Origin of the sequence: Selenomonas sp. GACV-9 (genome assembly GCA_900116485.1) — a bacterium.
GTDB classification, from domain to species: Bacteria; Bacillota; Negativicutes; order Selenomonadales; family Selenomonadaceae; genus Selenomonas_A; species Selenomonas_A ruminantium_G.
The window spans coordinates 141,464-167,985 of sequence record FPAX01000004.1 but is presented as its reverse complement, the minus strand read 5'-3'; the positions used below and the strand labels follow the sequence as shown (position 1 = coordinate 167,985).

Below are 26,522 nucleotides of genomic sequence, written 5' to 3'. Positions count from 1 at the left end.
TAATCCCCTTACTAGAAAAAAATGAATGATATTTGGATCCCCACTTCTCCTCGTGTTAAAAACGCTAAGAAAAGAACGTCCCAAACTGTATTATACTGAAGTACTGTCAAAAATGCAAGTTTTTTTGATATTGTTTAATTTGTGCAAAAATTCTTCCATATTTGACAATAACCAGTTTCCAGCTCTTTCATATAGTTTTTGCGGTCCATGAGCGGTGATTTGAGCAGATTTGCCCGCAGTCCCGAGTGATACGCACCGATGAGTTCCGGCGCATTGCCAAGCTGCACAGCCCGGCGCACGTAGTTGATATCGTTTTCGACTACGAGCTCCTTGACGCCAGCATTCGTGAGGATTGACGCACCAAACCGTGCACCATGGCTGCGCCCACGGATGCTCACGACTGGCACGCCCATATAGAGCGCCTCACAGGTCGTAAGACCGCCGTTATAGGGCATCGTATCAAGAGCAATATCGATATCGCGGTACTGCTCCAGGTAATCCGGGCTATACGGCCGCAGTTCCACACGAGCCAGGCTGATACCTAGCCGCATCAACCGCTCCTTGACAATAGCCTGTCCCGACGGAATGCTGCAGATCTTGCCCTTGATGACGAGCCGTGAATCCCGCACCTGGTCGAGGATTCCCCGCCACAAAAGCAATGTCTCATCAGTCACCTTGGCAAAATTATTGAAACTGCCAAAAGTCACATAGCCATTGCGCAAACACGGCGCCTCCATACCAGCCGCTGGTATCTCGCGCACGAATCCCGGCGCATAGCAAAGATGCGAATGCGGCAGCCGCAGGATCTTTTCGGTAAATCCAGATGCCGTTGTCTCACCAGTCGGCAGGCAGACCTCATCCGACAAAAAGTAGTCGATAGCCGACAGGCCCGTCGTATTCATATAGCCGATACCAGCCACCTGCACAGGTGCAGGGCGATAAGCCATGATGGGCAGGCAGCTCCCCTGCGTGTGCCCTGACAGATCGACAAGGATATCGATCTTTTCCTCAGCAATCAGCCGGGCCGCCGTCCGCGGGCTGCGGCCGCGCAGTTCCCGCCAATGCACATGGCAGGTGCGCAGCTTCTTCGTCACATTATCCGCCCGTCCCGTCGAGTAGCAATAGACCGAAAAACGGCTGTCATCATAATACCGGAGCAGCGGCTCCAAAAATGACGCCACGGCATGCTCGCGAAAATCCGGAGACAGATAGCCGATGCGCAGTTTCTTATCAGGCAGCTTCTTCACATCGTCATGGGCATAGGCCGTGATTCCCAGCAGCGGCTCATATTGCTCAGCTGCCTGGCGGCTCTCATGCAGTGACTGATTCCGATAGTTGCGCATGAACAGATACTTGCTGTAGGAATCGGCCTTAGCCAAAGGATCTTCCAACAGCTCGCTGCGGGCCAAGAGCTCCGCCGCCGCCTTGTCCGGTGCTGCTGCCAGATATTCTCCATCGGCAAGCCATCCACGTGCTTTATCAAGGATATGCTGCAGCACACCGTAGTAGGCATCATCGGGGTCAAGAGCCTGGCGCTTGCGCTCCGTTTCGGCAACAATCGCCCGCAGCAGCGGCAGCTCCTCATCAAGCCGGAACTCCAGCGCCGCAAGGCCTGCTTTTACGAGACGCCCACGCAAGTGATTCGGCTTGCGTGCCAGGATCTCATCAACCAAAGTATGTGCCTCTTCGCGCTCCCCCGAGTACAATGCAGCTTCGGCCATGACAGCCGCGCCATCCATGCTCTCCGCGTCAAGCTCCCAAAGCTCTCGCGCGCAGGCACGCATCCCCTTCGGGTCGCCATCCGCCGCAAATTTATCTGCTAAACTCAGCCAATTCAGTACATCGTGGTTCATGAACAAGGACTCCTACTCCGTCTCGTAATCTCGCATATTTCTTATCATTCTACAAAAAACCTGAAACTCCTGCTAAGCTGCAGGAATTTCAGGTTCAACCTCACACCTCTGGGTGCAGTTCCTGACCATATTCTTTTACGAATATCTTCTGATAGCCTTTATACTCCATGGCCAGTGGCTTTTCCTTCGGACAATGGATGCACCAGAAATCTTTTTCCTGATTGGGGACAACCACCTTGAGTCCCCGGCGCTGCATTTCCTTGCACAGCGACGTGTCGTAGAGATGGAACCCCGTAAAGAGGTCTTCCCGCCAGGGAATATCATACTGAGTTGCGATGAACAGGCCATCAACAGCCTCCACCTCCTGGCAGGCCCCCTCCGGCTCCCGGCAATGGGAATCCACGACGCTCTCGGGTTCGCAGGCATGCAGCACGCGGCCATAAGTCCGCAGGCCATCCCACCAGACACCGCTTCGCGGCAGGCTCCGGCAGCCAATCACCCCCACAGCACCAACCGAATCATCCCGGAACAGCTGCCGCAAATCTGCCACCAGATCCTTATTGACCACCAAGGTATCCTGATGAAGATAGACCTTATATTTCGCATCGGACTGATGCATGCCGATGTTATAGCCCGCACACATCGAAGCTGCGCCTCGCACGGGGATGAACTCGGCGGTCATCCCCGCCGGAATCTTGAGACTCTCCAAGTAAAGGCGGCATTCGCTGTACCAATCCTCGCTATTGACGCAGGTAATAAAGGCTACCTTACTATCGTCAAGCGCTTTGTTTATCGTCAAATCCATCAAATATCCCTCATCTTCCCGGCTGCGCCTGCAATTCCTGCTCCAGCTCCTCGATCCAGCGCAGTTCCTGCACCGAAGTCACATTTTCCCGCGCACTCTCCAGCATCGCCACGATTTCATCGAGTTCCCGCCCCGAATAGCGGACAAGATTCCGATAGAACCTTTCCGGATGGAACACTGCCTGTTTCACGAAATTTGCCGTATAATCGGCAAACAATCCCGTCTCTTCATAAAACGCCCAAAACAAGCGGCATTGCCCCTCTAAATCCACACCATATTCGATGCGATGCAGATAATCCGACAGCTGTTTGCGCTGCTCCTTCGTATACATAGACTTTAACAGCGCCATCTCTGGCATCGAGCGATCAGCCTTCACCAGCCAGAACTCCGTATCGATATCCGCATGGATATTCTCAAAGCCCGCCGCCACAAGCTTGTCCACGATATCGTTATCGGCCTCGCGCCGCTGCGGCCGCACGGTCACATTCTTGTAATACGAAGCATAGAGCAAACGCTCAAACTCTGACTTCGCATAAAGCCGCGCCACCACATGATAATAATGGCCATCCATCAGCTCTTCAAGCACCGACCAATGACGGATATTGCGGAAACTCGTCAGAAAAGACCCTGTCTGCTTCAAAAACGTCGAAAAACCCGCCGCAATATCCTGCGGATTGCCCGCCTGCTCCAACGTTAGGTCCGAAATGATGTAATCGAGGCTCTCCGCAGCAAACGGCAGGCGTTCATTGAGATAATCCACGCAGGAAAACTTCACATCCAGCCCCTCATAGCCATCCATCGCATCAGATTCAGCCGCCACCGCCAGAATCTCCGCCTGCGGCATCATCTGCCTAAGCGCCGGCAAGTAATAGAGACTCTCCACCACCAGAATTCGCAGCGGCAAATCCCCCGCCTGCAAAAATCCCAAAAGTTCCGGCTTTATCTTCTCCGCCATCACAATCCCCCATCAATCCGTCCTAGCCTTTATTTTTGATAGATTTCCCGCCTGTGCCCAACCGTCAAGGCAAGAATTACAAGTTTTTCATCCTGAATATCACAAATCATACGGTAATCCCCTATCCGATACCGCCACAATCCACTTAAATTCACGGTCAAGCCTTTGCCATGTACACGGGGATTTTCACAAGCTACCAAATTATTTTCAATCCAAGCCTTTAAGATTCGTTGGGTATATTTATCCAGCTTCTTGAACTCCTTATCAAAGCGTGCTGTAGTTGCTACTTGATAAGTCATGCATCCAGTTCCTTCCACAATTCCCCGATGGGACGACTCTTGCATCCATCTGACACATACTCATCATAAGCCTCTTTTGCCACAGTTACGTCATATTCATCCTGTATTTTCTCAAACAGCGCTCGCTTAAAAGCTTCCCCTAAAGAAATTGCCTGTAATTTAGCATAACTTTCTGCCAACATACGTTCTTCATCAGTCAATCGAATAGAAAATGCCATGATCATCGCCCCCCTTTAGTACATTGTACTATGTAGAAAAAACAACGTCAACATTTTGCGTATTACAATTCACCACTGACAACTTCGCTTTTTACTGCCGCCAATGCCGTCTCAATGACTTTATCCATATCATAATACTTATACATTGCCAGCCTGCCACCGAGAATCAGATTATCTTCCTTCGCCGCCAGCTCTGCATACTTTGCATAAAGCTGCTGATTCCGCTCATCATTGACCGGATAATAGGCTTCCTCGCCGGGCTTCCATTCCTGCGGATATTCGCGCGTCACATAGGTCACCGGCTGCGTGCCGAACTCAAAGTGCTTATGCTCGATGATGCGGGTATACGGGACTTCTGCCGCCGTATAATTCATGACCGCCACACCCTGATAATTCTCCTGCGCCAGCCGCTCTGTCTCAAACTTCAGGCCACGATACTCCAGCCGCCCAAGCTTATAGGCAAAATATTCATCAAGTGCTCCTGTATAGACCACCTTACAGGCCACGCCTTCATACTCAGCACGCGAAGCATTATAATCTACCCCCGTCCGCACCTCGATACCTTCCAGTAAACCAGCAACAATCTTGTTATAGCCGCCGATAGGAATGCCCTGATAGAGCGCATTAAAATAATTATTATCATACGTATAGCGGACTGGCAGTCGCTTGATGATAAACGCCGGAAGTTCCGTACATTTGCGTCCCCACTGCTTTTCCGTATAGCCCTGGATCAGCTTCTCATAGATATCACGGCCCACCAGCGAGATGGCCTGCTCCTCGAGATTCCGCGGCTCGCCCTCTATCTCAGCCCGCTGCTCAGCAATCTTGGCCGCTGCCTCAGCCGGCGTCGTCACGCCCCACATGGCATGGAACGTATTCATATTGAACGGCAGATTGTAAAGCTCCCCACGGAAATTAGCCACCGGCGAATTCACATACTGATTGAAGTCCGCAAACTGATTCACATACTGCCATACTTCCTTATTATTCGTATGGAAGATATGCGCGCCATACACATGCACATTGATGCCCTCGCGTTCCTCGCAGCGGATATTACCACCAACTGCCTCACGCTTCTCCAGCACCAGACACTTCTTGCCCCGCTTCGTCATTTCATGCGCAAATACTGCGCCAAACAATCCCGAGCCTACAATCAAATAATCGTATTTTGCCACAATCCTTTACTCCTCTGCTAAACTTTTCTTATCATCCTCTAAGGCCTGCTGATACAAATCCTCCATTTCCCGCATGTACGCATCGCCATCCATAAGCGGCGACGCCTGCATCATCCGACGAAGATTTGCCCGCAGCAATGAGAGCAATTCCGAGTCGCCTGCAATCTTCACGGCGATGTCCATATCATTATATTATTCGAGATAATCCCTCGATAATCCTCTAAACTCAATACGCTCCATCGGCATTCCCAGCCGCTCAAAATTGACCTTCGCAAACTCCAGGCATCAGCCAAAAGTTTTGCCTCACCCGAATCCGCAAAACGCTCCAATAGCTCCTCCAGCACCTCGACTTCCGACACATACTTCTGCCGGTCGCGCAGGATATACGCCATAAGTAGCATCCCACGCAAAGATTTCATGCTACTTTGCTGCCAAAACTCATCCAGCAACTTTTCCGCCTCAATCAAACGCCTTTGTTGCCATAAGCGGAACGCATTCCGATAGGCCTCGATTAACCGCTGACGCCCATTTTCCATATCCCAACCACCTTAACTATATCGCTTCTACTTGGCTTGATAAAGCTCTAAAAAAATCTGTTCCCCAAAGCTGCAATTTTTCTTCCGTTTTGATAAAACTCCTCACATCCTGCTTTGCCTGTTCATAATCGATCGAATCAAATCTCTCAGCCAACATATTCCTCAAGTCCTGAATGGTCAAAGTATCTTCCTTATTCCAGTGTCCAGTCTGCTCCAGGCGCTTTTGTAAATGGAACAGATTGACCTTTGTCCTATTCGTAATATACCAGACAAAGTCATAAATGTCTCGCCCTTTTACCCTGTTTCGCCAATTTCGACAAAGCACAGCATGTAATTTACCGGCAAACAACGACGGTTCATCATACAATCGAACCATGTAAGGAACAGGGCGCAGGCCGTACTTGATATCATACGAAGCGCCCGCAGGAGGATTCGTATCAATCTCCATCTTGATTTTTATTACCTCATGTGGTGCAATCCCTGGAAATCCACGCTCCTCTTTATCCCATATCGTAATCAATTGGATTATGTTTTCGTCCTTGATAAATGCCGACTGAACGTCGGTTTGATTGGCCTTTATCTTTTTAGAAACCGACATTTCCAGGCCATGACTTGCCAAAGCTTCCTCCACATAGGAAAAATATTTCTCCAACGAAAAGTCCGCATTCGGCTCAGTTAGGGAAAAATCCATATCTTCAGAAAAACGATCCAGCCCGTAAAAGATCCGCAACGACGTCCCACCATAAAAAGCCGCTTTTTGAAAAAAATCACTGTGGCTCAATCCATATAACGCAATCTCCTGGACAATCTCCTTCAACGCATTCCTATAGTCATCCGCCGTCTGTGGTTCATAGAACTTCATATAGTCATTCAATAACGTATCCACCAGCTCACCGCCCCTTGTCCAATAATTCCCCTAGCAAATTCAAAGTGCGCCGTCTATAGCGTGGCACCAGCTGCTGTAGCTCTTGTCGATTTAGCTGCGCAAAAGCTGCCTCATCAATACGCAAATCAGCAAACAACAATTCCCTCAATGCCTTTTGACTATATACGGGTTTCTGAACATACAGCATATCGCATAATGCCTTTTCTGGCGATGCAATTGCATAAAACATATCATTCTCCCTCTCACACTTAACCCCAAGCGGAAAAGCAGCCGCAGGAATATCACGATATGTAAAAACGCCCAAATCATTTTTATATATCTTGGAACGATTCTTCCGAAAAGTAGCAGAAGTACAAGCGTAAACACGCTCCGGAATCAAACCATATCTTGAAAGCGCAGTTTCAAACGAGATATACGACGGCCCATATATAACACCTGCTACTAGATATGAGGAAATTTTAGTAGTTGTTACATATAATCCTCTTCGCAAACGAAAAAGATTCCCCTCCTGAACCATTCGCTTGATTTTCATATCAGGATTGGCATAACCAGAAAAAGAATCTAATAAATCATATGTCGTTCTAATCATATCACTTTCCTCCACTAACTATAATTATATGATAGTTAGTGGAGGAAATCAAGATATCTTCAAATACTCTAAACGAGTTAAACAGAAATTCGTGTAGCAAAATACTGTCCAATCTTATGAATAAACTTCAAGGCATCCGCTTTCATCACATCTGGAAATGCCGTCAACACCGGTGCCGTTTCAAAACTCAATACACCTTGATAGTCAATATTCTGCAAGCCACGGATAAAACCTTCCCAATCCGTGGACGATGCATTTTCCCGCGTCCGCGTGAACGTAAAGGGAATCTGGTGCAGATCCTGCCGCCCATCGTTATCATGGATATGCAGTACCTTCAGCCGATGACCAAGCCGCGTAAGAAAATACTCAAAATCAAGGCCTACCAGGTTCGCATGACCCGTATCAAAACAGAAGCCCAGCACCTCAGCACCATACTGCTCATTGATGCGGTCAATCCGCTCGACAGCCTTATCCACATTACAGCACGGTCCCTCAACGATATGGCCATTCAAGTTATCATAAAGATTCTCGATACAGACCGTTATTCCCATCTCCTTGGCCATCGGTGCCAGATAATGAATGAACCGCTCCGTCTCCGCCCACTCAGCCTCCTCAGCACCAAGGAAATACGTAAGCTTGAACCCATGGATTACGATATACGGACAGTCAAAGAACTTGCAAAGCTGCATACTCTTGGGCGCCATTTCCTCCCATAGATAACGGTTGAGTTCCTCTTTCCCCTGCGGCACATAGGCAGGATAGGGCATATGCATCTGCCCAATCGTGATGCCCATCTTCGCAGCCGCCTGCTTATGCGGCTGGAAAAACGCCTCGATCTCCGCCATTGACTTGTCAAAGAAATGGCTGTTCTTCATTTTGTAGATATCCGTATTCCGCATATAGCCATTCAAACTGAAATCCACATGCGAAAACCCCGCCTCCCGCAAAAGCCGGAAACCATTTTCCGGACAGGCATCATCGATTGCCTCTTTCGTCTGTACGCCGATTCCCTGTACCGTCATCCCTTCACCTGCTCTTTCCATCCATCCGACTCCAGCCGCTCAAAATGAAACGACGGCATAAACTCATCATTAAACCGCTCAATGGGATTCTTCAGTCCCATATCCCGCAGCTGTCGCTCGATTTCTTCATAATATACATTGCAGATAAATATCGCGCAATCCTCCGGCAGGCTCCGTAAATCCTCCGGCGCATGCACCGAAAGCCCACAGAACTCTTTCCCCCAGACCTGCGGATTATTATCACAAGTATAAAGGGGTGGAAAATCCTCGCCATAGCATTTCATATAAGCCCGGCACATATTCCCTGCACCAAACAATACCCGACTGGGATAACGCCGCAAACATTCCTCCATCTGCACCTGCCAGGTCAGATACTCTGTCACCTTATGCGCAAAGGATAGCATCGCAGGGCGCAGCAGTCCTGACAAAGCCGTAAGCGTCGTCCGGAAATCCAGTACCGCAACACCAGAAAAGTGCACTGCCCGCAAACCACGGATAAGATTCAGCCAATCCATGCGCGAACCGCCGCCATGCGCCGACGAAAACGGCAGCAGCGAATCGTCATGAACGCCATCGTTTTCCCGCAGGATAACCGCCTGCAAGCATGCCCCCAAAGCAGTCACGAAATCATACATATTGATTCCTATGAGGTTACACACCCCCGCATCAAGACAAAAGCCCAACACCTCTGCCCCTAACGCCGCATTGATTTCATCAACGAATGCCACCGCCTGCGCTGGCTCACCACAGAACCCACGTACCAAATGACCGTTTATATTCCTATAACTATTCACAACGAGCAAGCGGACTTTTGCCGATTGTGCCATTCGCCCCAGTCGCAGAAAGTATTCACGGTTCTTCGCAAAATTCTCTGCATAACTACCACCAACCAAACTACGCACCACTAGCATGTCAATACTATACTGAGCAGACTTTTGGATACAAATCTCTGCCAGTCTTATCTCAAGTTCTTCCGAATCCGGAATCTTCTGCTCGGACTCAAAATGCGGAGCAAAAGCCAAGCCAAGTAACACTCCCTGTCGCTTGGCCTCCTCGACATACCGATCCGCCCACTCCTGCCAATGAGTCTCAGCCTCAGCCCGCCGTTTTTTTCCAGCAAAACCACCAGCAAACATCCCAAAATCCAGCACCGTCTCAGAAAAGCCGCTCTGACAAAGCCTCTCCAATCCACCACGTGGTCGCCTATGCTCAACAATCCCCACAGGAGAACAAACTATTCTCATACTCACACCTGCCTAAAATTATTCTAAAAAACCGCTGACTTCTCATTTGAAATCAGCGGCTATATGGGATTCTATCCATTGCGATAAATCCTGATACGCTATTTTGCCCTCTGCAACCCCCAGAATGGCCTCTTCCATTTCGTCTTCAGTGCATTCCAGAAATCTATTATTTGCGAGAAGAAAAGTTTCCATAGCATGAACAGCTACTCGCTTATTGCCATCTATAAACGCATGGTTGGTTGCAATACCAAAGCATAGCCTAGCTGCTTTTAAACAAATACCTGGATATAAATCTTCACCACCAAAAGTTTTAAACGGCTCATTAATCGCCGACTCCAACAAAGACATATCCCTAACCCCTTTACTCAAAGGTATGTCCGTTTTCTCCAGGTCATCATGAAACTGTAATATATTCTCTAGAAGCGGTTGTATAAGGAGTTCTATACTCATTTATTGGCCAACCTTTTGTAAAGATTCTCATTTTTTTTCATAACTTGCTGCGACAGTTGCGCCCATAATTCTTTAACCTGAGCATTATTCTGAGACGTTAGCACAATACGTGTCGATTGTGTACCAAGATTAGTTTTGGTATGCGTTACTGTCATGTTTTTATCCATCGTCAGCACCTCCTTGACGACATTATAACATCACCACCTATCAGTTTCAATATTCGGTTATCAACGTACCATCGACATAAAAATGTATTATATCAACCGTTCCGTAATCAATTTCTTAAGCTTTGTCGACGACGTACTCTGCGTATACGGGAAGAACACCATCGTGCTGCCTCGTTCCTCCAGCCATGCCTTCTTCTTCAGCCACACGGGATCGTGCTCATAATCACTGCCGGAGAATTGTACATCAAAGTGATAAAGTTTCCAAGCCATATTCGTATCCGGATGCTCGAAGGGAATCTCATGCGCTTCATCTACATATTGGCAAGCCCGCACCATCTCCAAACGCTCCTCGAACGGTACAAAAGGCTCTACCTTCTTGTACTCTCGCACTTGACGGTCAGACACCACACCGACAATCAGATAATCACACTGCTCCTTCGCCCGACGGAACATATTGAGGTGGCCAATATGAAAGAGGTCAAATACGCCAGCCACGTAGCCGACACGATACTTCTTGTTCTTCTGAGGATCTTTCTCCTCCATGTCGGTCATTGGTGCTTTGGGAATCACATAACTCTTGCCTGGATCAAAGATACTATAGTCTACAACACGCAGATTATCCAGCTGCTCCATAACAGGCATGAAATTCTTGATGCAAATCAGGACTTTATACTCGCCCGGCTGCATCTTTTCCAGGATTTCCGGTGACTGAACTTTTACGCCATGAATCTCTGTCCCCCATGCAGGTTCATTATTATCGACAATAGCATACACCGGATAGCGTACACGATAAAGATCCATAAACGCTCGCGCATATCTGCCACTGCCAAAAAGAACCAACTTCTTAGCATCTGCATCCTGGAATATATCCACGAACAGCTTCTGGTATTTTCCAGCCGGATAATTCATCTGCGCACGGTTAGCAGCCATTATGCCATTATCACGACGTACCTTTTGATGATATTCTTGCAAAGGTTCCTCTTGTCGCAATTTCCGCAAGAAGGCCCACTCCATCTCTAGCCATCTCTGTTTTTCCGCTAGCAGTCCATATCTATCATACAGTTCATCTGCCGGAAGAATCTGATGCAACTCTGGATTTCCCGCATACAAAGTCGCAATCATACGCGTCAAGACAACATTTACCGGATAATTTCCCTCTGAAAATTCCTGATCAAAGAAAACAAATTTCCCATTCAAATAGAAACTGTTCAATGGCACCATATCCAGAAAAGCCTCATCAAAGAGATCTGTCTCACCCTTTTCGCCTCGGGCATCGACAAACTCCCCCCGATGAATTGGCGAAGATGCCAGTATCGCATCCCGGAAATCGTCCATAGTCTGCAAGAACTTCTCTTTGTCCTTCTTCAGTAGTTCTTTTAAATAGACCTGACCTGTCACGGACTCTATATACGGCATGACATAGCGTCCATCGTCGTCTAAACGGCCTGCCACCACAGGCACACCACATTCCTGCAACGTCTGCATATGCTCCGCTAAGCATCTCAGTCGTGCCTTCCCCTCCAGATAAATAGCATCTTTGCTGACTGTACCATCATCATGAATAACCGTCACCATGGCATTTTTCCTGCCCCGTTCTAGAGAAGTAGTCACATAAAGTGCATCGGCAAAAGCTCCCAAATTGGAACACTCAATCAGAAAAGCATTCGCCATCGTATGAAACAGCCCATTATCAGCCAAAGTTCCATACAAAGACTCCTCCTGCAAGAATACAGATGACGGATAATGATAACTAGGAAAAAGCCGATTCGCCATATCCTCCTTCGGTAGCTGCCCATCAGCAAAAAGGAAGACCGGCTCAGCTAAATTCGGCAAAACAGAGTAGAACTTCCGCTGTGACCAGCCAGTAGCAGATAGCATCGACTCTATCTCACTACGAGCATACATCCTTCCCAAGGGAGACTTACCCTGGCGATATCCCTCTACACTATCAAATGACCTATCTGTGTACAGATCACGATCACCACAGAAATATCGCAGCCCCAGCCGATTATTCATCCCCAGCAAAAGGACACCGTCCCTAACCAGCAACTGCTGAAGTTTCGCTAAAACATCCACCGGCTCAGCCACTTGCTCCAAGGAACCTATCGACACTGCGTAATCAAAAGACCCCTCTACCTCTTCTAACTGCTCAATCCCTGCAATAACTACCTCCATTTGAAAAAGATTACTCAACATATCAGCAATCACAATATCAGTACTGCCTAGCAATAAGGTCTTACATCCTTTTCTAAATGGATACCAGCGAAGTAGCCCCATCGGCAAGCCTTTAACTATTTCATTGACTTCTATAGCATCCAAATTCATACACACTCCATTCATATCTCCTTGACACTGACACATATATATTATATACTAAAGACAACAGAACCCACCACGCCTCTAAACTATGCGCAACTCGGTGGGACTTTTAATTTGATAGAATCCCTGAAAAAATCAACATATATAATACCAACTCCCGCCAAAAGCGGGAGTTTTTCTTATGTGTATTCAAAATTATCATAAACCGTCTTCCTGCAACAACATCTGCAATGTATAATGGTTTATTACCAACGGTTCTTTCTCTTCATAAATATTAGCATCATCTACACCATTTTCCTTTAACTGGCAAATAATACTATCTGCATGATATTTATTCGCTACCCAGAAAACTGCCTGCGGATATCGCTGTTGTGCTTCGGTCAACGAATATACCGGCAGTTTTTCTACTGATGTTCCCTGCTTGGCCTCATCATTATCACAATAGCCCACAAAATCGATATGACATCCACGTAAGCGGCCAGGAATCTGCCTGCCAATTGCTCCGCAGCCGAAGATAATAACAGGATCACGTTTTAGCTTTGCAAAGGCATCTCGGACGATACTTGTCTGTTTCAGCAACCGTTCCCGACAAACTTCATACAGTTTATGATAGTCCTGCAGGAAAATCTGCAGTTCTTCCCAATCCCAAGGCTGCAAGTCCTCCTTGCCAAAACATCCATCTTGCAAGGCCGCACGCAACGTTTTCTGCAGCCATGCAGCACTCTGCTCAGACTCCTCCCAAAAAGTACCAAAGGACATGAAATGAAATCGATTGATTGTATGCCATGCCATCTTCGCATAATAGATTCGTCGCCAAGGCTCAGACACCTCCCGTACAACATCCAAAAGAGCCTCATACTCTGTCCTAACAAAGTTCAGCCCCTTACGACTAAACGAAGATGCCCCACCATTGCTCTGCCGGTAATGATACACCACCTTGTCCAGATATATTCCCTTTTGTGCTGCATGGATCATCTGATACAAGACGCCAACATCCTGAAACGCTGCACCTGATGTCTCATTGAAACGGAATCGCTGCAAGAAGTCCCTACGATACAAACCATTCCAAAGGAAATTATCACTTACAAACAAAGCAGGACGCTGTGATGGATTGACAACCTTTACCTCCTGTGTCTGTTCAGTATCGAACGGTCTTAACACAAAATCGGTCTGATGAATACCATCATCATAAAATGCCCGCGCCTTAGCCTTTATATAATCAGCATCCGTACCAACAATCTGCCGGTACAAAACCTCCATCATATTCGGCTCAATATAATCATCGGTCTCAACCACACCAATATATTCGCCTACAGCCTGAGAAATACCAAGATTCATCTGATACCCATAGCTGCGTTTTTCCGACGAAATCAACCGGACACGCGAATCACGGTCTTGAAATTTTTGGACAATCGCCAGCGTCCCATCCGTAGATCCAGCATCAACCACCAGAATCTCAATATCCTTCAATGTCTGTGCACATACACTTGCCAGGCACTCTTCCATATATTCTGCCACATTCAAACAAGGCATTATGATAGATATTTGAGGCATCAACTTTCCTCCTTGGTAAAATCTGCTAAAAACATCATAGTATCAATCGTAATTTGAGGAGAAAGTATATGCTCTTCAGGAACCCCGCCTCGCATAAGATACTCACGTATCTCTTCGCGATGTCTGGAATTTGCAATAAGATAATGTGCATCTACATACAACCGCAATGCCTCCTCTGGAGAGAAAACTACGGTCCCTTGTACTTCTGTTCCTTGCAACTTCTCCGACTGATCCGCAAAACATTGCAAGTCTCCCAAATGATGAATCAACAGAAACGCCTGTATAAATCTCCCCCAGTTCCCGGCACCATAGACAACCACCTTGTGTCCCCGTGCCCACTCGGCAATCTCTGCAAAATCACGTTTTTTTTCTGCATACTGACCTGCAAAATGCAAAAACGGCTGCCTGATATCCTGCTGGAAGTCATCCCAAAATATACGTTGCTCTTCATTAAAACGATTTACCTGTAGCAATCCCTTTTCTATCGCATCACTGAGCCGCGCTTTTATCTCTTGCAAGGCAGCACCAGCCTCATCCCAAAACGTCCCAGATAGCCCCATCACTTGAAAGCGTGCTAATGTCTGCTGCAACATCCGCAAATAGAAAAAATGCTTCCAGTCACTTGACAAATTCGGCAAAAATCTTTCATTTAAACCATATTCTTGCAAAATATACGAGAACCCTTTTGGATTGTAAATTGAGGATCCAGGGTTATTCTGCCGATAACGATATACAGGAATATCAACATACATCGCCCGTTTAGATGAGCTAAGTGTTTGCAATAAAAATCCTTGATCCTGGAAAGCCGCACCAGATGTTTCATTAAAACAAATATTTTCTAGAAACTCCCTACGATATAAGCCTAACCATAAATATACATCACGCGACAGCATTTTAGGATTTTCTGAAGGATCAAAAACAGTTCCTAAAATATTATCATTTACAGAAAAGTAAGGCCAAGGTATATCATATCGTACTCCCCCCCTTATGTCATAAAAAGCAATCGGGTAACCTTTTACAAAATCTAATTCTTCATCATGCGTCATATAGTCGACTAAAAATTCCAGCGAATTTTCGACCATCATATCATCGGATTCTAAAATAAAAATAAACTTTCCCCGTGCATTTTTTACCCCCAAATTCATTTGATAACCGTAACTGCGAACAGGAGATGATACCATTCGAATTCTTTTATCTTGCAAAGATAATCTTTCCACGATTGTCTTAGTACCATCAGTCGAACCCGCATCTATTACTAATATTTCTAAATCCGAAAAAGACTGTGTTAATACGCTATTTATACAATCCTCAACAAACGGCGCAACATTTAATGCTGGCATTATTATAGAAACCATCAATATTATCTTCTCCTTCTATCCACCCATTAAATCGACAATAAATGCTGCGGCCCGCTCACTAGCATGCCCATCCTCATGTATTTCGTATGTATCAAATAAATTCTTGACGTTTTCCCTATAGAGTTTTTCATCAAAACAAGCTATATTATCCTCTAATTCCTTATTATTTTCAGCTATCGAAAAGGGAAGTGTTCTATAATCCAAAAGTAACTGCCGCTCATTCTTCAAATACTCATCTAAATCAGGCGCAAAGAGAAATATCGGCTTATAAACATAAGCTGCCTCAAAAATAATACTAGAATAATCCGAAATCAACGCATCAGAGCAAGCCACTAACTCCTGACTGTCATCATACATTGACACATTCCTTACGTATTCTGGTAAAATTATATTGCTTGCGTAGTCAGCCACCGCAGGATGTAACCGTAAAAAAATAGTCCATTCGCCACGGAATTTATGTATTAAAGTTTCATGCAACATCTCAAAGTCGATTCCTTGATCAGTATATTGATAAATAGATGCATCACCTTTCGCAACACGAAAAGTTGGTGCATATAGTAGTATATTTTCCGTTGGTGAAATCCCTAATTCTCTTCTCGTTTCTTGTCGAACATTGCTATCAAACAACATATCACTACGTGGTGAACCTACTCTAATGAACTTTCCTTCATACAAAAATCCTCGTCTGCACGAATCCTCATCAAACTGACTTCCTGAAAGGATATAATCGGTTCTCGCTGCTTCTTTTTTTTGATTCTCGATTGCGCCAGGCAAAGAACTCCATTTTACATCTTCGCAACTAAATTTTTTCAAAGTTATACTAGACCAATGTTTTACTTGTAAATAAATCTGGTCTTCTTTTTTAGGGATATCTGGTTCAACCGTCATATCTACAATCCAAACTTTAGCAGTCATCACTTCATAGTAATATAAATCCAAATCACGATGTTTCACCACTCTGACATATGACGGATATTCTAGATTGACATCTTCAACCACCCATACGATATCTAAATCTTTATTCAGTTGCAACAATTGACGTGTTATCGCCTTACCATGCCCTCCCTGTATTCCAATGAACACAACCACTTTATTATTACATACAGGCAACAAGCTAAATTTATCTTTTTTACATACCAAATTTCGATTCATTTTTGCAATAGAATATACATCATCAAACATATTAACATCTATACATTTCAGAATCTCATCATCATATTTTGTAGCAATAAGCAAAATACATCTAGAAACTTCTGCATCGCATTTAGCATCTTCAAAGGAATGAATAACTGTATCTTGAATTTGCAGTCTCTTAAACTCAGGATAAATATCCAAGATATCATGATTAATCTTCGCAGGGGAATTATCTACAAATTTTGCAATCATTAATTTAGAACCATATCCATTTAGAAATGATTTGCAAAGTTGTCCAACACCAAAAACAACCACTTTTTTGTTATCTATGTCTTTATAAAATTCACTCCACTGCTGCTTAAGCATCATTTTCCTCCATAGACCATCAAACATCAAGTGCCATAATATTCCGTATCATTCCAATTGCCGATTTCAATTTCAGGATAATCTCGCCAATTAGGAGCATCCTCATCACGTGGCAACATAATCATGTTATCTTCAAATATATATTTCTCTCTATTCACAAACGTCACTTCAATCGTATTAGCAAATGGATGATCATTTATCCATATAACCTTACTATAATTATTTATATGATAATGAACCGCTTGATGGGTCCGATTTATCTTTTCGATTACCTTTACATATTTTGATAATTCATCAAAATTCATCAGGCCATGAAACTCAAACAATATTTGAGAAAATTGTTTGAGAACATCTTCATCTATCTGATTCAACACATCCCACTCTGCACCTTCAACATCTATTTTCAAAATCATATTCTCTGTTTTATCATGATGATTTCTTTCCAAAAAAGTAGTTAAAAACTTCAACTCGTCATTTTCTTCTTTTCCTGCGATTCCTTCTCGAAAAAATTTAAAACCATCAATTTCCCTGGGTAAATTGCTAATTGTGTGATCATACATGTATACTTCGTAGCCATGTAGTACCATGCTTGCGTCCCACGAAACATCATTACTTATTCCAAAGGAATAAGCTATACCTCCAGTCAAATCGTCTAACATGACATATCCACCGTCATTAGAATTTCCAACGCGAAGATACTTATATCCCTTAGCATTCTTCAACTTGAGCAATTCATGAAAACGATTAATTGCATATCGGATCTCTTCGCTGAATATGCTTAGCTTAAATGAAACATATCCTGTTTTATTCGATGGATTAATCAGCATAAATTGTGGTTGGTCAGAAATAACCTTCGAATCATCTATCCCCGCATGAAGTAATTTATTCACCACTTCATTTCTATCATTTTCTGATGCCATCGCGACTACTATATACTTATCTTTACTCTTTAGTGTAAAGCACCTCAAGTCTTTAACATCATTAGAATCTACCCACTGTATATCTTTAGTGTACTTCGATGCTATTAGCTCATTATAGTATTGACTCCCAACATTTCCCTTTCCCCAAATTATTACGGGAACTCCTTTAGGAACCCTAGAAAACGGAAATATATGACACAATGAAACATTTATCATTTTAAATCAACACTCCCATCAACGACCTTGTTTAGTTACAGATTAAGTTTCTTTTACAAGTAATCCCCAGCGGTTCAAATTTATCTTCAGCTAATTTCCATGCCTTCTGCGACAAATGAACTTTATCTTTATAAAACTCAAGTTTTGTTCTATATTTTTCATCGATAAGCGAGTGAAAAATCGACACACACCTTATTCCAGCAATTTCTTCACACCTAGAACAGAGTTGATTAATGAAATACTCTGTTGCAATATTTCTTTCTACCATAGTTCCGCAGCGAGGAAATTTTTCATCCATAGCATAATTATCACTTTGTTGTGCTACAGGGCACCATATAAACACATCATAATTCTTTTTTAGCATTCTTAAAAACACGATATAATTATCTATAATCTTATCAATAACATCCTCATAACTAATTCCTTTATTTTTCACATGTTTAAACACATGAACTCGAATATCGATTTCTCCGAACACACAAATAATTTTACTACCATATGGTATAATATCATTATTTATGATATAGTCGATTTTCTCTCTCGCTTTTGTATTAGTCCCTAATTTGTTTAAATTATATGCCAAAGCCGGACCAATATGAATCGTTCTAAATGGATCTATACATGGCTTTCCAACACCTATACCATTTTTGTATATAAAAACTTCCGAATCGTTACCAGAAAAGAAACCTACATGTGAATCTCCTATAACATAAACTTTGTCTTTTATACCGTAATATCTTTTTATAAACCATTCAAATAAATCAGTTTTATTATTATCGTTTACCAAAGGTTCATTCCAATTTCCTAACAACAAATCCTTTTTATATTCGCACCGTGGACAATCGATACCCAACGGTAGACTAACAGGCTCTTTTATACCACCAACTAAATCTTTTCTCATATATGTGACTTCCCACACATCAGGGAAAATATGATTATATAACGATATATAGTTCCCCTCATTATTTCCATGTATGTGAATAACTCTATGCGTCGAAAATAATTTTGATAAGGAATTTAATATGTGATTTCTCTTATTTTCGTCCATTGTGTTTACGTTATAAAACACAACCACAATTTGTCTGAAGTAAGCTAATCTATCACTTGATACCTTAGCTAAAAATTCACATTCACATCCTTTCATATCTATTTTTAAAATCATATCATCAACATAGTTGGCATCATTATTTTCTATTACAGCATTTATTAGCATAGAATACGCATCCACGTTATTGTATCGATAAATCTTAAAGTCATAGGAGGAAATCCACTGGTTATCCCTATCAGATCCATCAATAGTCTCAAAAGAATATATTCTTCCCTTTTGCAAGTCATCAGCTAAAACAAAACCACGTCTTTTATCTCCCACCCGCACCAAGTCACTATAAGCACAATGCACTTGTGTAAATCTTAACAAATCCACATAATAATTATTTCCTAGCATATATTCACTGAAAACCTCGACGCATCTATCTAGTGAAACAAATTCGTAAATTGGCTGCCGTATATCGATAAAATTATCTGTTCTATAGCTAGAAATCAATACTATTACATCATGATTATTTTTTAAATATGATATATCTTTAATAACTGGATTATTTAGTGCCAGATAATTGTCTATTATCGCTGTTTCCTGAATATTATACTCATAATTTAATATTCCTTTTAATATTTTTCCACCTTCTCCGAAAGGATATATCACAAAACGAGTATACGGACCGTATTTAATCAGCGTTTCGTCTATTGACTTTCTTGCCGCCTGCGATAAGCTTATCATCAAAACATCCTCCTATTTATCCAGAACGCTCGACAAATACCCATCTATCGCATCCATAACCTGAGTTGCTGTAATCCCCCACATACATTCAGGCTTTTCCAAGAGACGATAACACACAGAATAATCCTCATCTAAGTAATAGCAATCACTACATACATCAGAAACAATATTGATATTTTGTGGATATCCAAAATAGTGCGCTGGCGTAGGTCCAAAAAGCACCGCGCACTTCGTCCCCAATTGCGTAGCAATATGTACTAAACCGCCTTCACAATCTACATGTAAACGTGATGCCTGTAAAATATATTTGACAACCTCGATATTTTCATCAAATATATATTGATTTACACCTTTAATTCTATAACTATCTCTTAGTCCTAACTGAACAATAGAAATATCAGGATATTTTTTCTTAAAGAAGCCAATAAATTCTTCGTACCTCTTTATTGGCCAAACCTTATTTGGAATATAATTCTTTTCTTTTTCATGTTCATTATATCCCCACCCAAAATTTATTGTGATAAACTTTTCAGGAAGATTTATTTCCTCAAATCGTGTTTTATACTTCTCACACATAGGGATATGAACATAGGTGTCCTTTATATCAAACAATCCATCAAAACTATAATAAGTATATGCATTTACCCCCTTCTTTTTGCAACGAGCAAACAAAATACTATTTTCTATATAATGACTATTATTATAATCTTGTTTTTTTAGCTGCTGCAACATAAAACTAATTTTTTCTGCAAATTTTTCATTCTTTCTCAACATGCTAATATAATTTACATTATAGACATATAGGATATACGCTGGATATATCGCTAAATCATAATTGTAAGCAAGACTATCGAATGGAATCGTTCCTCGCGCGTAAATATTCTTTATATAACCAGCATCACTAAATAAGACTTTACAAAACTCAAGTATATGTTCATCCACATATAAATCTATCGAAATATTTTCATCGCACACATTGGCCAGCTCGCATATAAAGCGTTTAGATATAATTGCATCACCAATTCCTTTACCCAAAAGTACGGCTACAGTCACAGCTTGGTCACCGCAAGATGAATCACACGGTGACTTATAATATATAATATCACTATTCGTCTCATATATAACAGGCGGATCAGCTATAATCTTATCAATAGAAATATCATATTCGTTATGCAATTGTCTTACCACTTCATCACGGATATCTTTTGATTTTATCGCTATTATAATTTTATCAAACTTCAGTTTTCTAATTTTTTCTATACCAACTACCTGTATGCTTTCAGATTTGTAATTAGTCCACATTTTATCAACAACAGCTATAATGTTTGCATAATTCAATTCATAAATTTGTCCAACATACTCTCTTCCAATCAGCCCAGCTCCATATATTATGATATTAGAGCCATATTCTATTTTCTCATACGGCAATCTATATTTCCACATAGGTAATATTCCTTTTAAGTAAAAACATCATCCAACAGATAATGAAAAATTCCAATCGTATCTAGTAATCATTTAACAGCACAACAAAAAAACACACATTGGATAAATATTTTTATATTTACCTCTCAATCTTTCTATAACAGTAATGGTATTTTCAATACCTAATCCAAGCAATATATTTGCATCTGTATTTATTTGATCAATCACGTAAACTGGATAATTTATATTCTCAATTATCTTTTTATGTTCATAATCACTCACGACAAAACCATCGATCTTTATTTTATTTTTTTCTAAATACTCTGCTGTTCTCCTTCCATAAATACCTGTTCCATATATATATAATTTTTTTTGCCCGCAATAGTAATTCGTTTCAAGTTTTTTTCTTTCGCTTTGTTGCCAATTTAAAAACCCAACGTGATCCAACAATAAAACTTCCAAAATATGTCTTTTAAATAAATCAAGACTATTATTATTAATTAGCCATTTTTGAGCAATAGTTCGACATTTATCTAATTCTACATCATATTTCGGCGCTTCATCCTGCATATTTTTTAAATAAGTAAGCAAATATCCAAACAACTGATTACTCAAAGCTGTTATGAGTGATGGATAATCTTGATACTTCTCCATAATACCAGCTACAATATACACGGTTGCTAATTTACTTGGATTAAAGTTTGTATGCATCATACTTTCCGAATGCATACAATAATGATATCCATATATAGGCTGAAAAATAATTTTTTTTGCTTTAGGCATAACTACAGAATTAACAAATGTATCCTCTCCATGTGAATTGGGCCAACATGCTAAAACATCATCAGTAAATAAATCTCTATTATAGATTTTGTCACAAAGACTCCAAACAAATTTATCCCCTTTAAACATTTCAGCCATTGCTGATATTCCATCAATCCACACTTGACTCTCGTGCGCTTTGCACGGAATAGTAATTCTACCATCCATCTGGTCAACAACATGTCCACCAATGCTGATGTCAACATGTCCGCAGTCACGTGTTGGTTTTAACAATTGCTCAAACATCGTTGGATCCACATAATCGTCGCTGTCAACAAACCCTATATACTTTCCAGCGCTATTTTTTATTCCAGCAATTCTTGCACTCGCTAAGCCACCATTTTCTTTATGAATAACTTTTATTCTTTTATCTTTCTTTGCCAACCAATCACATATTTTACCAGATTTATCGGTAGAACCATCATCGACGAGAACAATCTCAAAATTATTAATAGTTTGATGAAGTATTGAATTGACACATCGTTCCAGAAAATTTTCCACATTATATACAGGAATAAGAATACTTAAGTCTAGCATTTTACTCTCCAACATCAACTATTCTACATTCTTTAATATGCAGCATAATCATAATTACTATAATATATAAAAAGTATATTTATCTTACCTAATCACACCTACATTTACGATAGTAAGTCTACTTACTTTTATCTAATAATTCTTCGATTGACATTATCTCTACATTCAGTTTCTTTTTTATGCAGTTCTTTATATTAGCATAATCATATAAAACACTTACTATGATAACATCTACAAACGGCAAGTCGTCATCCAAAACAAATAAAGGAATCCCATTTGTTTCTTTTCCTTTCTGTCTTTCTATAACATAATCGACTCTCATCCCTTTTTCCTTCATTTGAAAAACAAGGTGTTTGCCAAGCATTCCATAACCATAAATAGCAATTTTTTTGTAACCCATTTTTTTCAAGATATCAACAGGTGATTCTCCATTTTCCATTGAAGTCATCCATGTATCTAAAACTTTCCAAAAGCCACGATATTTAGCTATCAAATAATTAAGAGATTCATTTTCCTTACGTAATACAGACAAACTATCACCGTCATCTTCTTTCAAAGAGTCCCTACTAAATCTTAATCTATTACTATCCTTTCTGGCTTGATGAAATGCTTCCAAAAATTGCGTTCCATATTTTTCATCAGGCTCTAAATACATTCCTTCGCCCCACTCGTTCCATGCATTTATAAATATGAAGGGGGCCTGTATTCGATTTGCCTTATTTATCAATTTTTTCATTCCTTCATAAAAAATATATGGATTACGATATCGAATAACACATCCTTGCTTTCCATGCCTAGGTGTATCATCATACCCAACAAACCCCCCCAAAGAAGTTCCTGTAGGAACTTCTTTATATATAAGATTATTCCATACGTCTTGATAATCTAGACTCTGCATTATATTATCTTTGTTGGAATAGAGCATTGAATCAAATCGAGCAGTTGTATCATTGGGTTCCTGAATGTAATTTCCCTTCAATCCATACTTTTTAGGATCATTTACATTTGTTCCTATAGTGTATATACCGGGAAATCCATCAAGTTGTGCTAAATAATCCCATCGTTTCAACATATCAAATAGACACGGAATATTATTGGGCTTATAAATTATAAAAACAGGCATTCCCATATATTTTATATATCTATCATCCCGAAAAAATTTAACTAAATAATGGTAATGTTCATCCCAATCAGATACATTACCATAATTTTGTTCTAGCAAAACACCATCATCGCTAATATTGTCTTTATTTTTATCATGTTTTATCGTCCAAATATTTCCTTCACCGCTTGATAGTCTACTCCAAGTTCTAACCCAAGACTCGTTTGCCCACGAAAAACAAAAAGGCATATCAATCTGTTTCCATCGCAATAAATTTTCGGCCGGTTTCTCCAATATTTTTTTCCCTTTTTTAAAATAATAATGATAAAAACACATGCCATCTATATTATATTTATGCATTAGATCTGCTTGCCAACACATCGTATCCATATCTAACAAATCATAATAATTATTATTTAATGGCACCCTTGGCTGCTCGTGATTGTCGAAAAGCTTCTCAGCCGACTTTACTGTTGTCCACTCGGTAAACCCCTCTCCCCACCATTCATCATTTTCCTTAACTTTATGAAACTGCGGCAAATACAATGCAAGTACTTTCATTTACTTACTCCTCACAAACCAATTTAGCAAAATCATCAACATAATACACATGATTAAATTTCGACTTCAATAGTTTTTCAACATTTTCATCATGCTTTTTCATTGCAATAAAAATCGCATCTACTTTGGGTAAAATATCTTGTGGATTGTAAACTTTAATATATTCGTCTTCGATTTGTTTTGCATCAATAGCATAGCATATATTTATATTTAAATTTTCACCAAGCGATAAAAAAGCTTTTCCCATGGCACCAAATCCATAAATTGCAACATTTTTTATTGCTTCTTTTTCCATCCACCGATTTATTAAACTAATCCCATATGGACTATAAAGTTTTCCACTATATGTATTGCAATCAATTGATCCGAAATACTTTTTATATTCATAGCCACCTCCGCCAAGAAAAACGATTCCGACTCCTGTATCAATCATTTTTTCTAAAAACAATTGATATTGCACACCACCAATTGAATACTTCTTAAAATTATAATCATAAGCGAAATTCTCTAAATACACTGTGGAATTTATTTTGCAATAAAACACCACCCCTACCAATTTAGACGAAGCTAGCAGCAACATAGCGTGTGTCACATGATATGTTGTTAAATACTCCTTAGCTGATAATCCATATTCAACTTCATGTGTCTTTTTTTTCCACTCAAAATACTGTTCTACAAGCTTGTCAGAAATATAATCTCTTGAACATATTTCTGTAGTTATCACACCAATTGCTTCCTCTAATAGTCTTCTTTCCCTTCGAAGATTATATCGATGCTTTTTTTTTAATCTTTGCATTAATAAATCGCTAGATGTCGGCATAAAAATAAATATGTTATTACTCCTATACAATAAATCTTTATAGTTATTACCAGCTCTAACTACACATATATATATTATTTGAGGATATAAACGAAAGACATCTCTTATGCATTGCTCTATAACAGGTTGAGGAAACACTTTTCCCCATATATTTAATGAAGCACTCTTATCAGTACAATGGCAAATTATTTTATAAAGAATTCCATTATAATTATAAGTTAGTTCTTTTATATCCTCAAAGAACAAATCAAACCTATTATAAACCAAATCATCTGATATAAAAGATGCAACCAAGGCCAGTCACACTCCAGTATATATACATCTTATAAAATTGATATAAATAATTATTATTCTATGATTAAACACATTTTTCCAGTACATATTGTAAAGAAACAATATTTGAATATCCCATCTCTTTTAACTTTTCCTCTATTTCATTATACGATGTAATAGCTGTCACAATTACTGCATCAACACAAGTATCACCCTTTTCCGGTTTTAATATTGGAATTCCTTCTATGTTATCTTGTATATCTCTTGAATCTAAAATATTTATCAATTCAATCTTTTTAAAATCTAACTCTTCATAAAATAACCTTCCCAAGGAAGAAAACCCATAAATTGTTATTTTTCTCCACTGATTATCCAATAAACAATCAGTGACTTTCTTCCCATACTGATGTATTTTTAGCCACCGTAACAACAGCCGATAAAAAGATTGATATTTTTGAAGTGTTTTTTCTCTCTCACAAACACTATTGCAATTGCTATCACCTTGAAGATCAACTTTAAGGAAAGTTTCCCAATATGAATTAATCTCATTGCCTTGACATGCACGATACTTCCCCAATGCTCTTGCTATCTCCGAATATGGCACCGCATTAACTTGGTCTTTATGGCAATTAATTAATTCAATTTTTTTTTCTATCATCTCTGTGATATCCACATAATGAGATACGTCATGAAAGGGAACATGAACCTCGTACTGATAAACTTCAGCTTTCACAGCCTTCTTTTGAAGACATTCAATTGCCAAGGACCACACAGCTGCATGATCTGAATGATTATCATCCCCCCATGGAATAAAAATCTTTGTATAACAAGAAAAATCTATATCCGCAAGGATATTATTTGAATACGACATCAAAGCTCCATCTTGATAACCTAACCAATAATAGGTATTAACTTTGACCAACTTCATTTCTTCTTCAAACTGCTCTCGTCGTATACGCGCTTCGACATCCGGCTCTACTAATATATTCCCCTGCCTGCCATCTGTCACAATAAATAAATCACATTGCGAAGGATATTTTAACATCACCCCACCTACTCCAATACATTCATCATCTGGGTGTGGTGCAATAATTGCTATCCTATCTTCCTTATTAAAACATATAGGTAAAGCTGCCATCAGA

At 40.9% G+C, this 26,522-nt stretch carries 25 protein-coding genes; all 25 read right to left on the bottom strand.

The window, feature by feature from the left end; all coding sequences use genetic code 11:
• Window positions 1-134: 134 nt before the first annotated feature.
• Window positions 135-1,853 (bottom strand): hypothetical protein, encoded by a 1,719-nt coding sequence (locus BM322_RS05965; protein ID WP_075428993.1) that lies wholly within the window; start codon window positions 1,851-1,853, stop codon window positions 135-137.
• A 100-nt stretch (window positions 1,854-1,953) separates the two neighbouring features.
• Window positions 1,954-2,658: a glycosyltransferase family protein gene (locus BM322_RS05960; protein ID WP_075428992.1), complete on the bottom strand. Its 705-nt coding sequence runs from the start codon at window positions 2,656-2,658 to the stop codon at window positions 1,954-1,956.
• Window positions 2,659-2,668: 10 nt separating this feature from the next.
• Window positions 2,669-3,613, bottom strand: coding sequence for a hypothetical protein (locus BM322_RS05955; RefSeq protein ID WP_075428991.1), 945 nt, complete (start codon window positions 3,611-3,613; stop codon window positions 2,669-2,671).
• Between the two features lie 29 nt (window positions 3,614-3,642).
• Window positions 3,643-3,912, bottom strand: coding sequence for a type II toxin-antitoxin system RelE/ParE family toxin (locus BM322_RS05950; protein WP_075428990.1), 270 nt, complete (start codon window positions 3,910-3,912; stop codon window positions 3,643-3,645).
• The gene (relB, locus tag BM322_RS05945; protein ID WP_075428989.1) at window positions 3,909-4,130 is read right to left on the bottom strand and encodes a type II toxin-antitoxin system RelB family antitoxin; all 222 of its coding nucleotides are present in this window, start codon (window positions 4,128-4,130) and stop codon (window positions 3,909-3,911) included. The genes BM322_RS05950 and relB overlap by 4 nt, the downstream gene beginning before the upstream one ends.
• A 62-nt stretch (window positions 4,131-4,192) precedes the next feature.
• Window positions 4,193-5,305: a UDP-galactopyranose mutase gene (glf, locus tag BM322_RS05940; protein WP_075428988.1), complete on the bottom strand. Its 1,113-nt coding sequence runs from the start codon at window positions 5,303-5,305 to the stop codon at window positions 4,193-4,195.
• Between the two features lie 6 nt (window positions 5,306-5,311).
• A complete protein-coding gene (locus BM322_RS13565) occupies window positions 5,312-5,488 on the bottom strand; it encodes a hypothetical protein (protein WP_177220827.1) in 177 nt (58 codons plus the stop codon).
• Entirely contained in the window at window positions 5,473-5,841 is a 369-nt protein-coding gene (locus BM322_RS05935; RefSeq protein ID WP_075428987.1) for a hypothetical protein, read from the bottom strand. Before BM322_RS05935 ends, BM322_RS13565 begins: the two co-directional genes overlap by 16 nt.
• Before the next feature lie 16 nt (window positions 5,842-5,857).
• A complete protein-coding gene (locus tag BM322_RS05930; RefSeq protein ID WP_218154611.1) occupies window positions 5,858-6,727 on the bottom strand; it encodes a nucleotidyl transferase AbiEii/AbiGii toxin family protein in 870 nt (289 codons plus the stop codon).
• A gap of 4 nt (window positions 6,728-6,731) precedes the next feature.
• A complete protein-coding gene (locus BM322_RS05925; RefSeq protein ID WP_075428986.1) occupies window positions 6,732-7,316 on the bottom strand; it encodes a hypothetical protein in 585 nt (194 codons plus the stop codon).
• Window positions 7,317-7,393: 77 nt separating this feature from the next.
• Complete coding sequence (locus BM322_RS05920) at window positions 7,394-8,359, bottom strand: sugar phosphate isomerase/epimerase family protein (RefSeq protein ID WP_218154610.1); 966 nt, start codon at window positions 8,357-8,359, stop codon at window positions 7,394-7,396.
• On the bottom strand, window positions 8,335-9,525 hold the full coding sequence (locus BM322_RS05915) for a hypothetical protein (RefSeq protein ID WP_143102195.1): 1,191 nt from the start codon (window positions 9,523-9,525) through the stop codon (window positions 8,335-8,337). The genes BM322_RS05920 and BM322_RS05915 overlap by 25 nt, the downstream gene beginning before the upstream one ends.
• 99 nt (window positions 9,526-9,624) lie before the next feature.
• On the bottom strand, window positions 9,625-10,032 hold the full coding sequence (locus BM322_RS05910; protein WP_075428983.1) for a type II toxin-antitoxin system death-on-curing family toxin: 408 nt from the start codon (window positions 10,030-10,032) through the stop codon (window positions 9,625-9,627).
• On the bottom strand, window positions 10,029-10,199 hold the full coding sequence (locus BM322_RS13560; protein ID WP_177220826.1) for a hypothetical protein: 171 nt from the start codon (window positions 10,197-10,199) through the stop codon (window positions 10,029-10,031). The genes BM322_RS05910 and BM322_RS13560 overlap by 4 nt, the downstream gene beginning before the upstream one ends.
• Before the next feature lie 87 nt (window positions 10,200-10,286).
• A complete protein-coding gene (locus BM322_RS13685; RefSeq protein WP_218154609.1) occupies window positions 10,287-12,524 on the bottom strand; it encodes an adenylyltransferase/cytidyltransferase family protein in 2,238 nt (745 codons plus the stop codon).
• A gap of 192 nt (window positions 12,525-12,716) precedes the next feature.
• Window positions 12,717-14,072 carry a glycosyltransferase gene (locus tag BM322_RS05900; RefSeq protein WP_075428982.1) on the bottom strand — a complete coding sequence of 452 codons (1,356 nt, stop codon included), beginning with the start codon at window positions 14,070-14,072 and terminating at the stop codon, window positions 12,717-12,719.
• On the bottom strand, window positions 14,072-15,427 hold the full coding sequence (locus tag BM322_RS05895) for a glycosyltransferase (protein WP_075428981.1): 1,356 nt from the start codon (window positions 15,425-15,427) through the stop codon (window positions 14,072-14,074). The genes BM322_RS05900 and BM322_RS05895 overlap by 1 nt, the downstream gene beginning before the upstream one ends.
• Window positions 15,428-15,445: 18 nt before the next feature.
• Window positions 15,446-16,930 carry a CDP-glycerol glycerophosphotransferase family protein gene (locus tag BM322_RS05890; RefSeq protein WP_075428980.1) on the bottom strand — a complete coding sequence of 495 codons (1,485 nt, stop codon included), beginning with the start codon at window positions 16,928-16,930 and terminating at the stop codon, window positions 15,446-15,448.
• A gap of 26 nt (window positions 16,931-16,956) precedes the next feature.
• Window positions 16,957-18,066, bottom strand: coding sequence for an FkbM family methyltransferase (locus BM322_RS05885; RefSeq protein ID WP_075428979.1), 1,110 nt, complete (start codon window positions 18,064-18,066; stop codon window positions 16,957-16,959).
• Between the two features lie 31 nt (window positions 18,067-18,097).
• Window positions 18,098-19,843, bottom strand: a complete 1,746-nt coding sequence (locus tag BM322_RS05880) for a hypothetical protein (protein WP_075428978.1) — start codon at window positions 19,841-19,843, stop codon at window positions 18,098-18,100.
• Between the two features lie 12 nt (window positions 19,844-19,855).
• Window positions 19,856-21,286, bottom strand: a complete 1,431-nt coding sequence (locus BM322_RS05875; RefSeq protein ID WP_075428977.1) for a glycosyltransferase family 9 protein — start codon at window positions 21,284-21,286, stop codon at window positions 19,856-19,858.
• Window positions 21,287-21,358: 72 nt separating this feature from the next.
• Window positions 21,359-22,639 carry a glycosyltransferase gene (locus tag BM322_RS05870; protein WP_082334399.1) on the bottom strand — a complete coding sequence of 427 codons (1,281 nt, stop codon included), beginning with the start codon at window positions 22,637-22,639 and terminating at the stop codon, window positions 21,359-21,361.
• A gap of 103 nt (window positions 22,640-22,742) precedes the next feature.
• Complete coding sequence (locus BM322_RS05865) at window positions 22,743-24,287, bottom strand: glycoside hydrolase family 99-like domain-containing protein (protein ID WP_075428975.1); 1,545 nt, start codon at window positions 24,285-24,287, stop codon at window positions 22,743-22,745.
• Window positions 24,288-24,291: 4 nt separating this feature from the next.
• Window positions 24,292-25,401, bottom strand: a complete 1,110-nt coding sequence (locus tag BM322_RS05860; protein ID WP_075428974.1) for a GNAT family N-acetyltransferase — start codon at window positions 25,399-25,401, stop codon at window positions 24,292-24,294.
• A 64-nt stretch (window positions 25,402-25,465) separates the two neighbouring features.
• Window positions 25,466-26,518: a PIG-L deacetylase family protein gene (locus BM322_RS05855; protein WP_075428973.1), complete on the bottom strand. Its 1,053-nt coding sequence runs from the start codon at window positions 26,516-26,518 to the stop codon at window positions 25,466-25,468.
• Window positions 26,519-26,522 lie beyond the last annotated feature (4 nt).

Bases quoted from the DNA above. Each gene is read 5' to 3' on its own strand.
- BM322_RS05950 (WP_075428990.1), bottom strand. From the start codon at position 3,912: ATGACTTATCAAGTAGCAACTACAGCACGCTTTGATAAGGAGTTCAAG.
- BM322_RS05955 (WP_075428991.1), bottom strand. From the start codon at position 3,613: ATGGCGGAGAAGATAAAGCCGGAACTTTTGGGATTTTTGCAGGCGGGG.
- BM322_RS13565 (WP_177220827.1), bottom strand. From the start codon at position 5,488: ATGGACATCGCCGTGAAGATTGCAGGCGACTCGGAATTGCTCTCATTG.
- BM322_RS05935 (WP_075428987.1), bottom strand. From the start codon at position 5,841: ATGGAAAATGGGCGTCAGCGGTTAATCGAGGCCTATCGGAATGCGTTC.
- BM322_RS05900 (WP_075428982.1), bottom strand. From the start codon at position 14,072: ATGCCTCAAATATCTATCATAATGCCTTGTTTGAATGTGGCAGAATAT.
- BM322_RS05965 (WP_075428993.1), bottom strand. From the start codon at position 1,853: ATGAACCACGATGTACTGAATTGGCTGAGTTTAGCAGATAAATTTGCG.
- BM322_RS05855 (WP_075428973.1), bottom strand. From the start codon at position 26,518: ATGGCAGCTTTACCTATATGTTTTAATAAGGAAGATAGGATAGCAATT.
- BM322_RS05920 (WP_218154610.1), bottom strand. From the start codon at position 8,359: ATGGAAAGAGCAGGTGAAGGGATGACGGTACAGGGAATCGGCGTACAG.
- BM322_RS05880 (WP_075428978.1), bottom strand. From the start codon at position 19,843: ATGATAAGCTTATCGCAGGCGGCAAGAAAGTCAATAGACGAAACGCTG.
- BM322_RS05875 (WP_075428977.1), bottom strand. From the start codon at position 21,286: ATGTGGAAATATAGATTGCCGTATGAGAAAATAGAATATGGCTCTAAT.
- BM322_RS13685 (WP_218154609.1), bottom strand. From the start codon at position 12,524: ATGAATTTGGATGCTATAGAAGTCAATGAAATAGTTAAAGGCTTGCCG.
- BM322_RS13560 (WP_177220826.1), bottom strand. From the start codon at position 10,199: ATGGATAAAAACATGACAGTAACGCATACCAAAACTAATCTTGGTACA.
- BM322_RS05885 (WP_075428979.1), bottom strand. From the start codon at position 18,066: ATGATAAATGTTTCATTGTGTCATATATTTCCGTTTTCTAGGGTTCCT.
- BM322_RS05910 (WP_075428983.1), bottom strand. From the start codon at position 10,032: ATGAGTATAGAACTCCTTATACAACCGCTTCTAGAGAATATATTACAG.
- BM322_RS05895 (WP_075428981.1), bottom strand. From the start codon at position 15,427: ATGGTTTCTATAATAATGCCAGCATTAAATGTTGCGCCGTTTGTTGAG.
- relB (WP_075428989.1), bottom strand. From the start codon at position 4,130: ATGGCATTTTCTATTCGATTGACTGATGAAGAACGTATGTTGGCAGAA.
- BM322_RS05870 (WP_082334399.1), bottom strand. From the start codon at position 22,639: ATGTTGGAGAGTAAAATGCTAGACTTAAGTATTCTTATTCCTGTATAT.
- BM322_RS05925 (WP_075428986.1), bottom strand. From the start codon at position 7,316: ATGATTAGAACGACATATGATTTATTAGATTCTTTTTCTGGTTATGCC.
- BM322_RS05960 (WP_075428992.1), bottom strand. From the start codon at position 2,658: ATGGATTTGACGATAAACAAAGCGCTTGACGATAGTAAGGTAGCCTTT.
- BM322_RS05865 (WP_075428975.1), bottom strand. From the start codon at position 24,287: ATGAAAGTACTTGCATTGTATTTGCCGCAGTTTCATAAAGTTAAGGAA.
- BM322_RS05890 (WP_075428980.1), bottom strand. From the start codon at position 16,930: ATGCTTAAGCAGCAGTGGAGTGAATTTTATAAAGACATAGATAACAAA.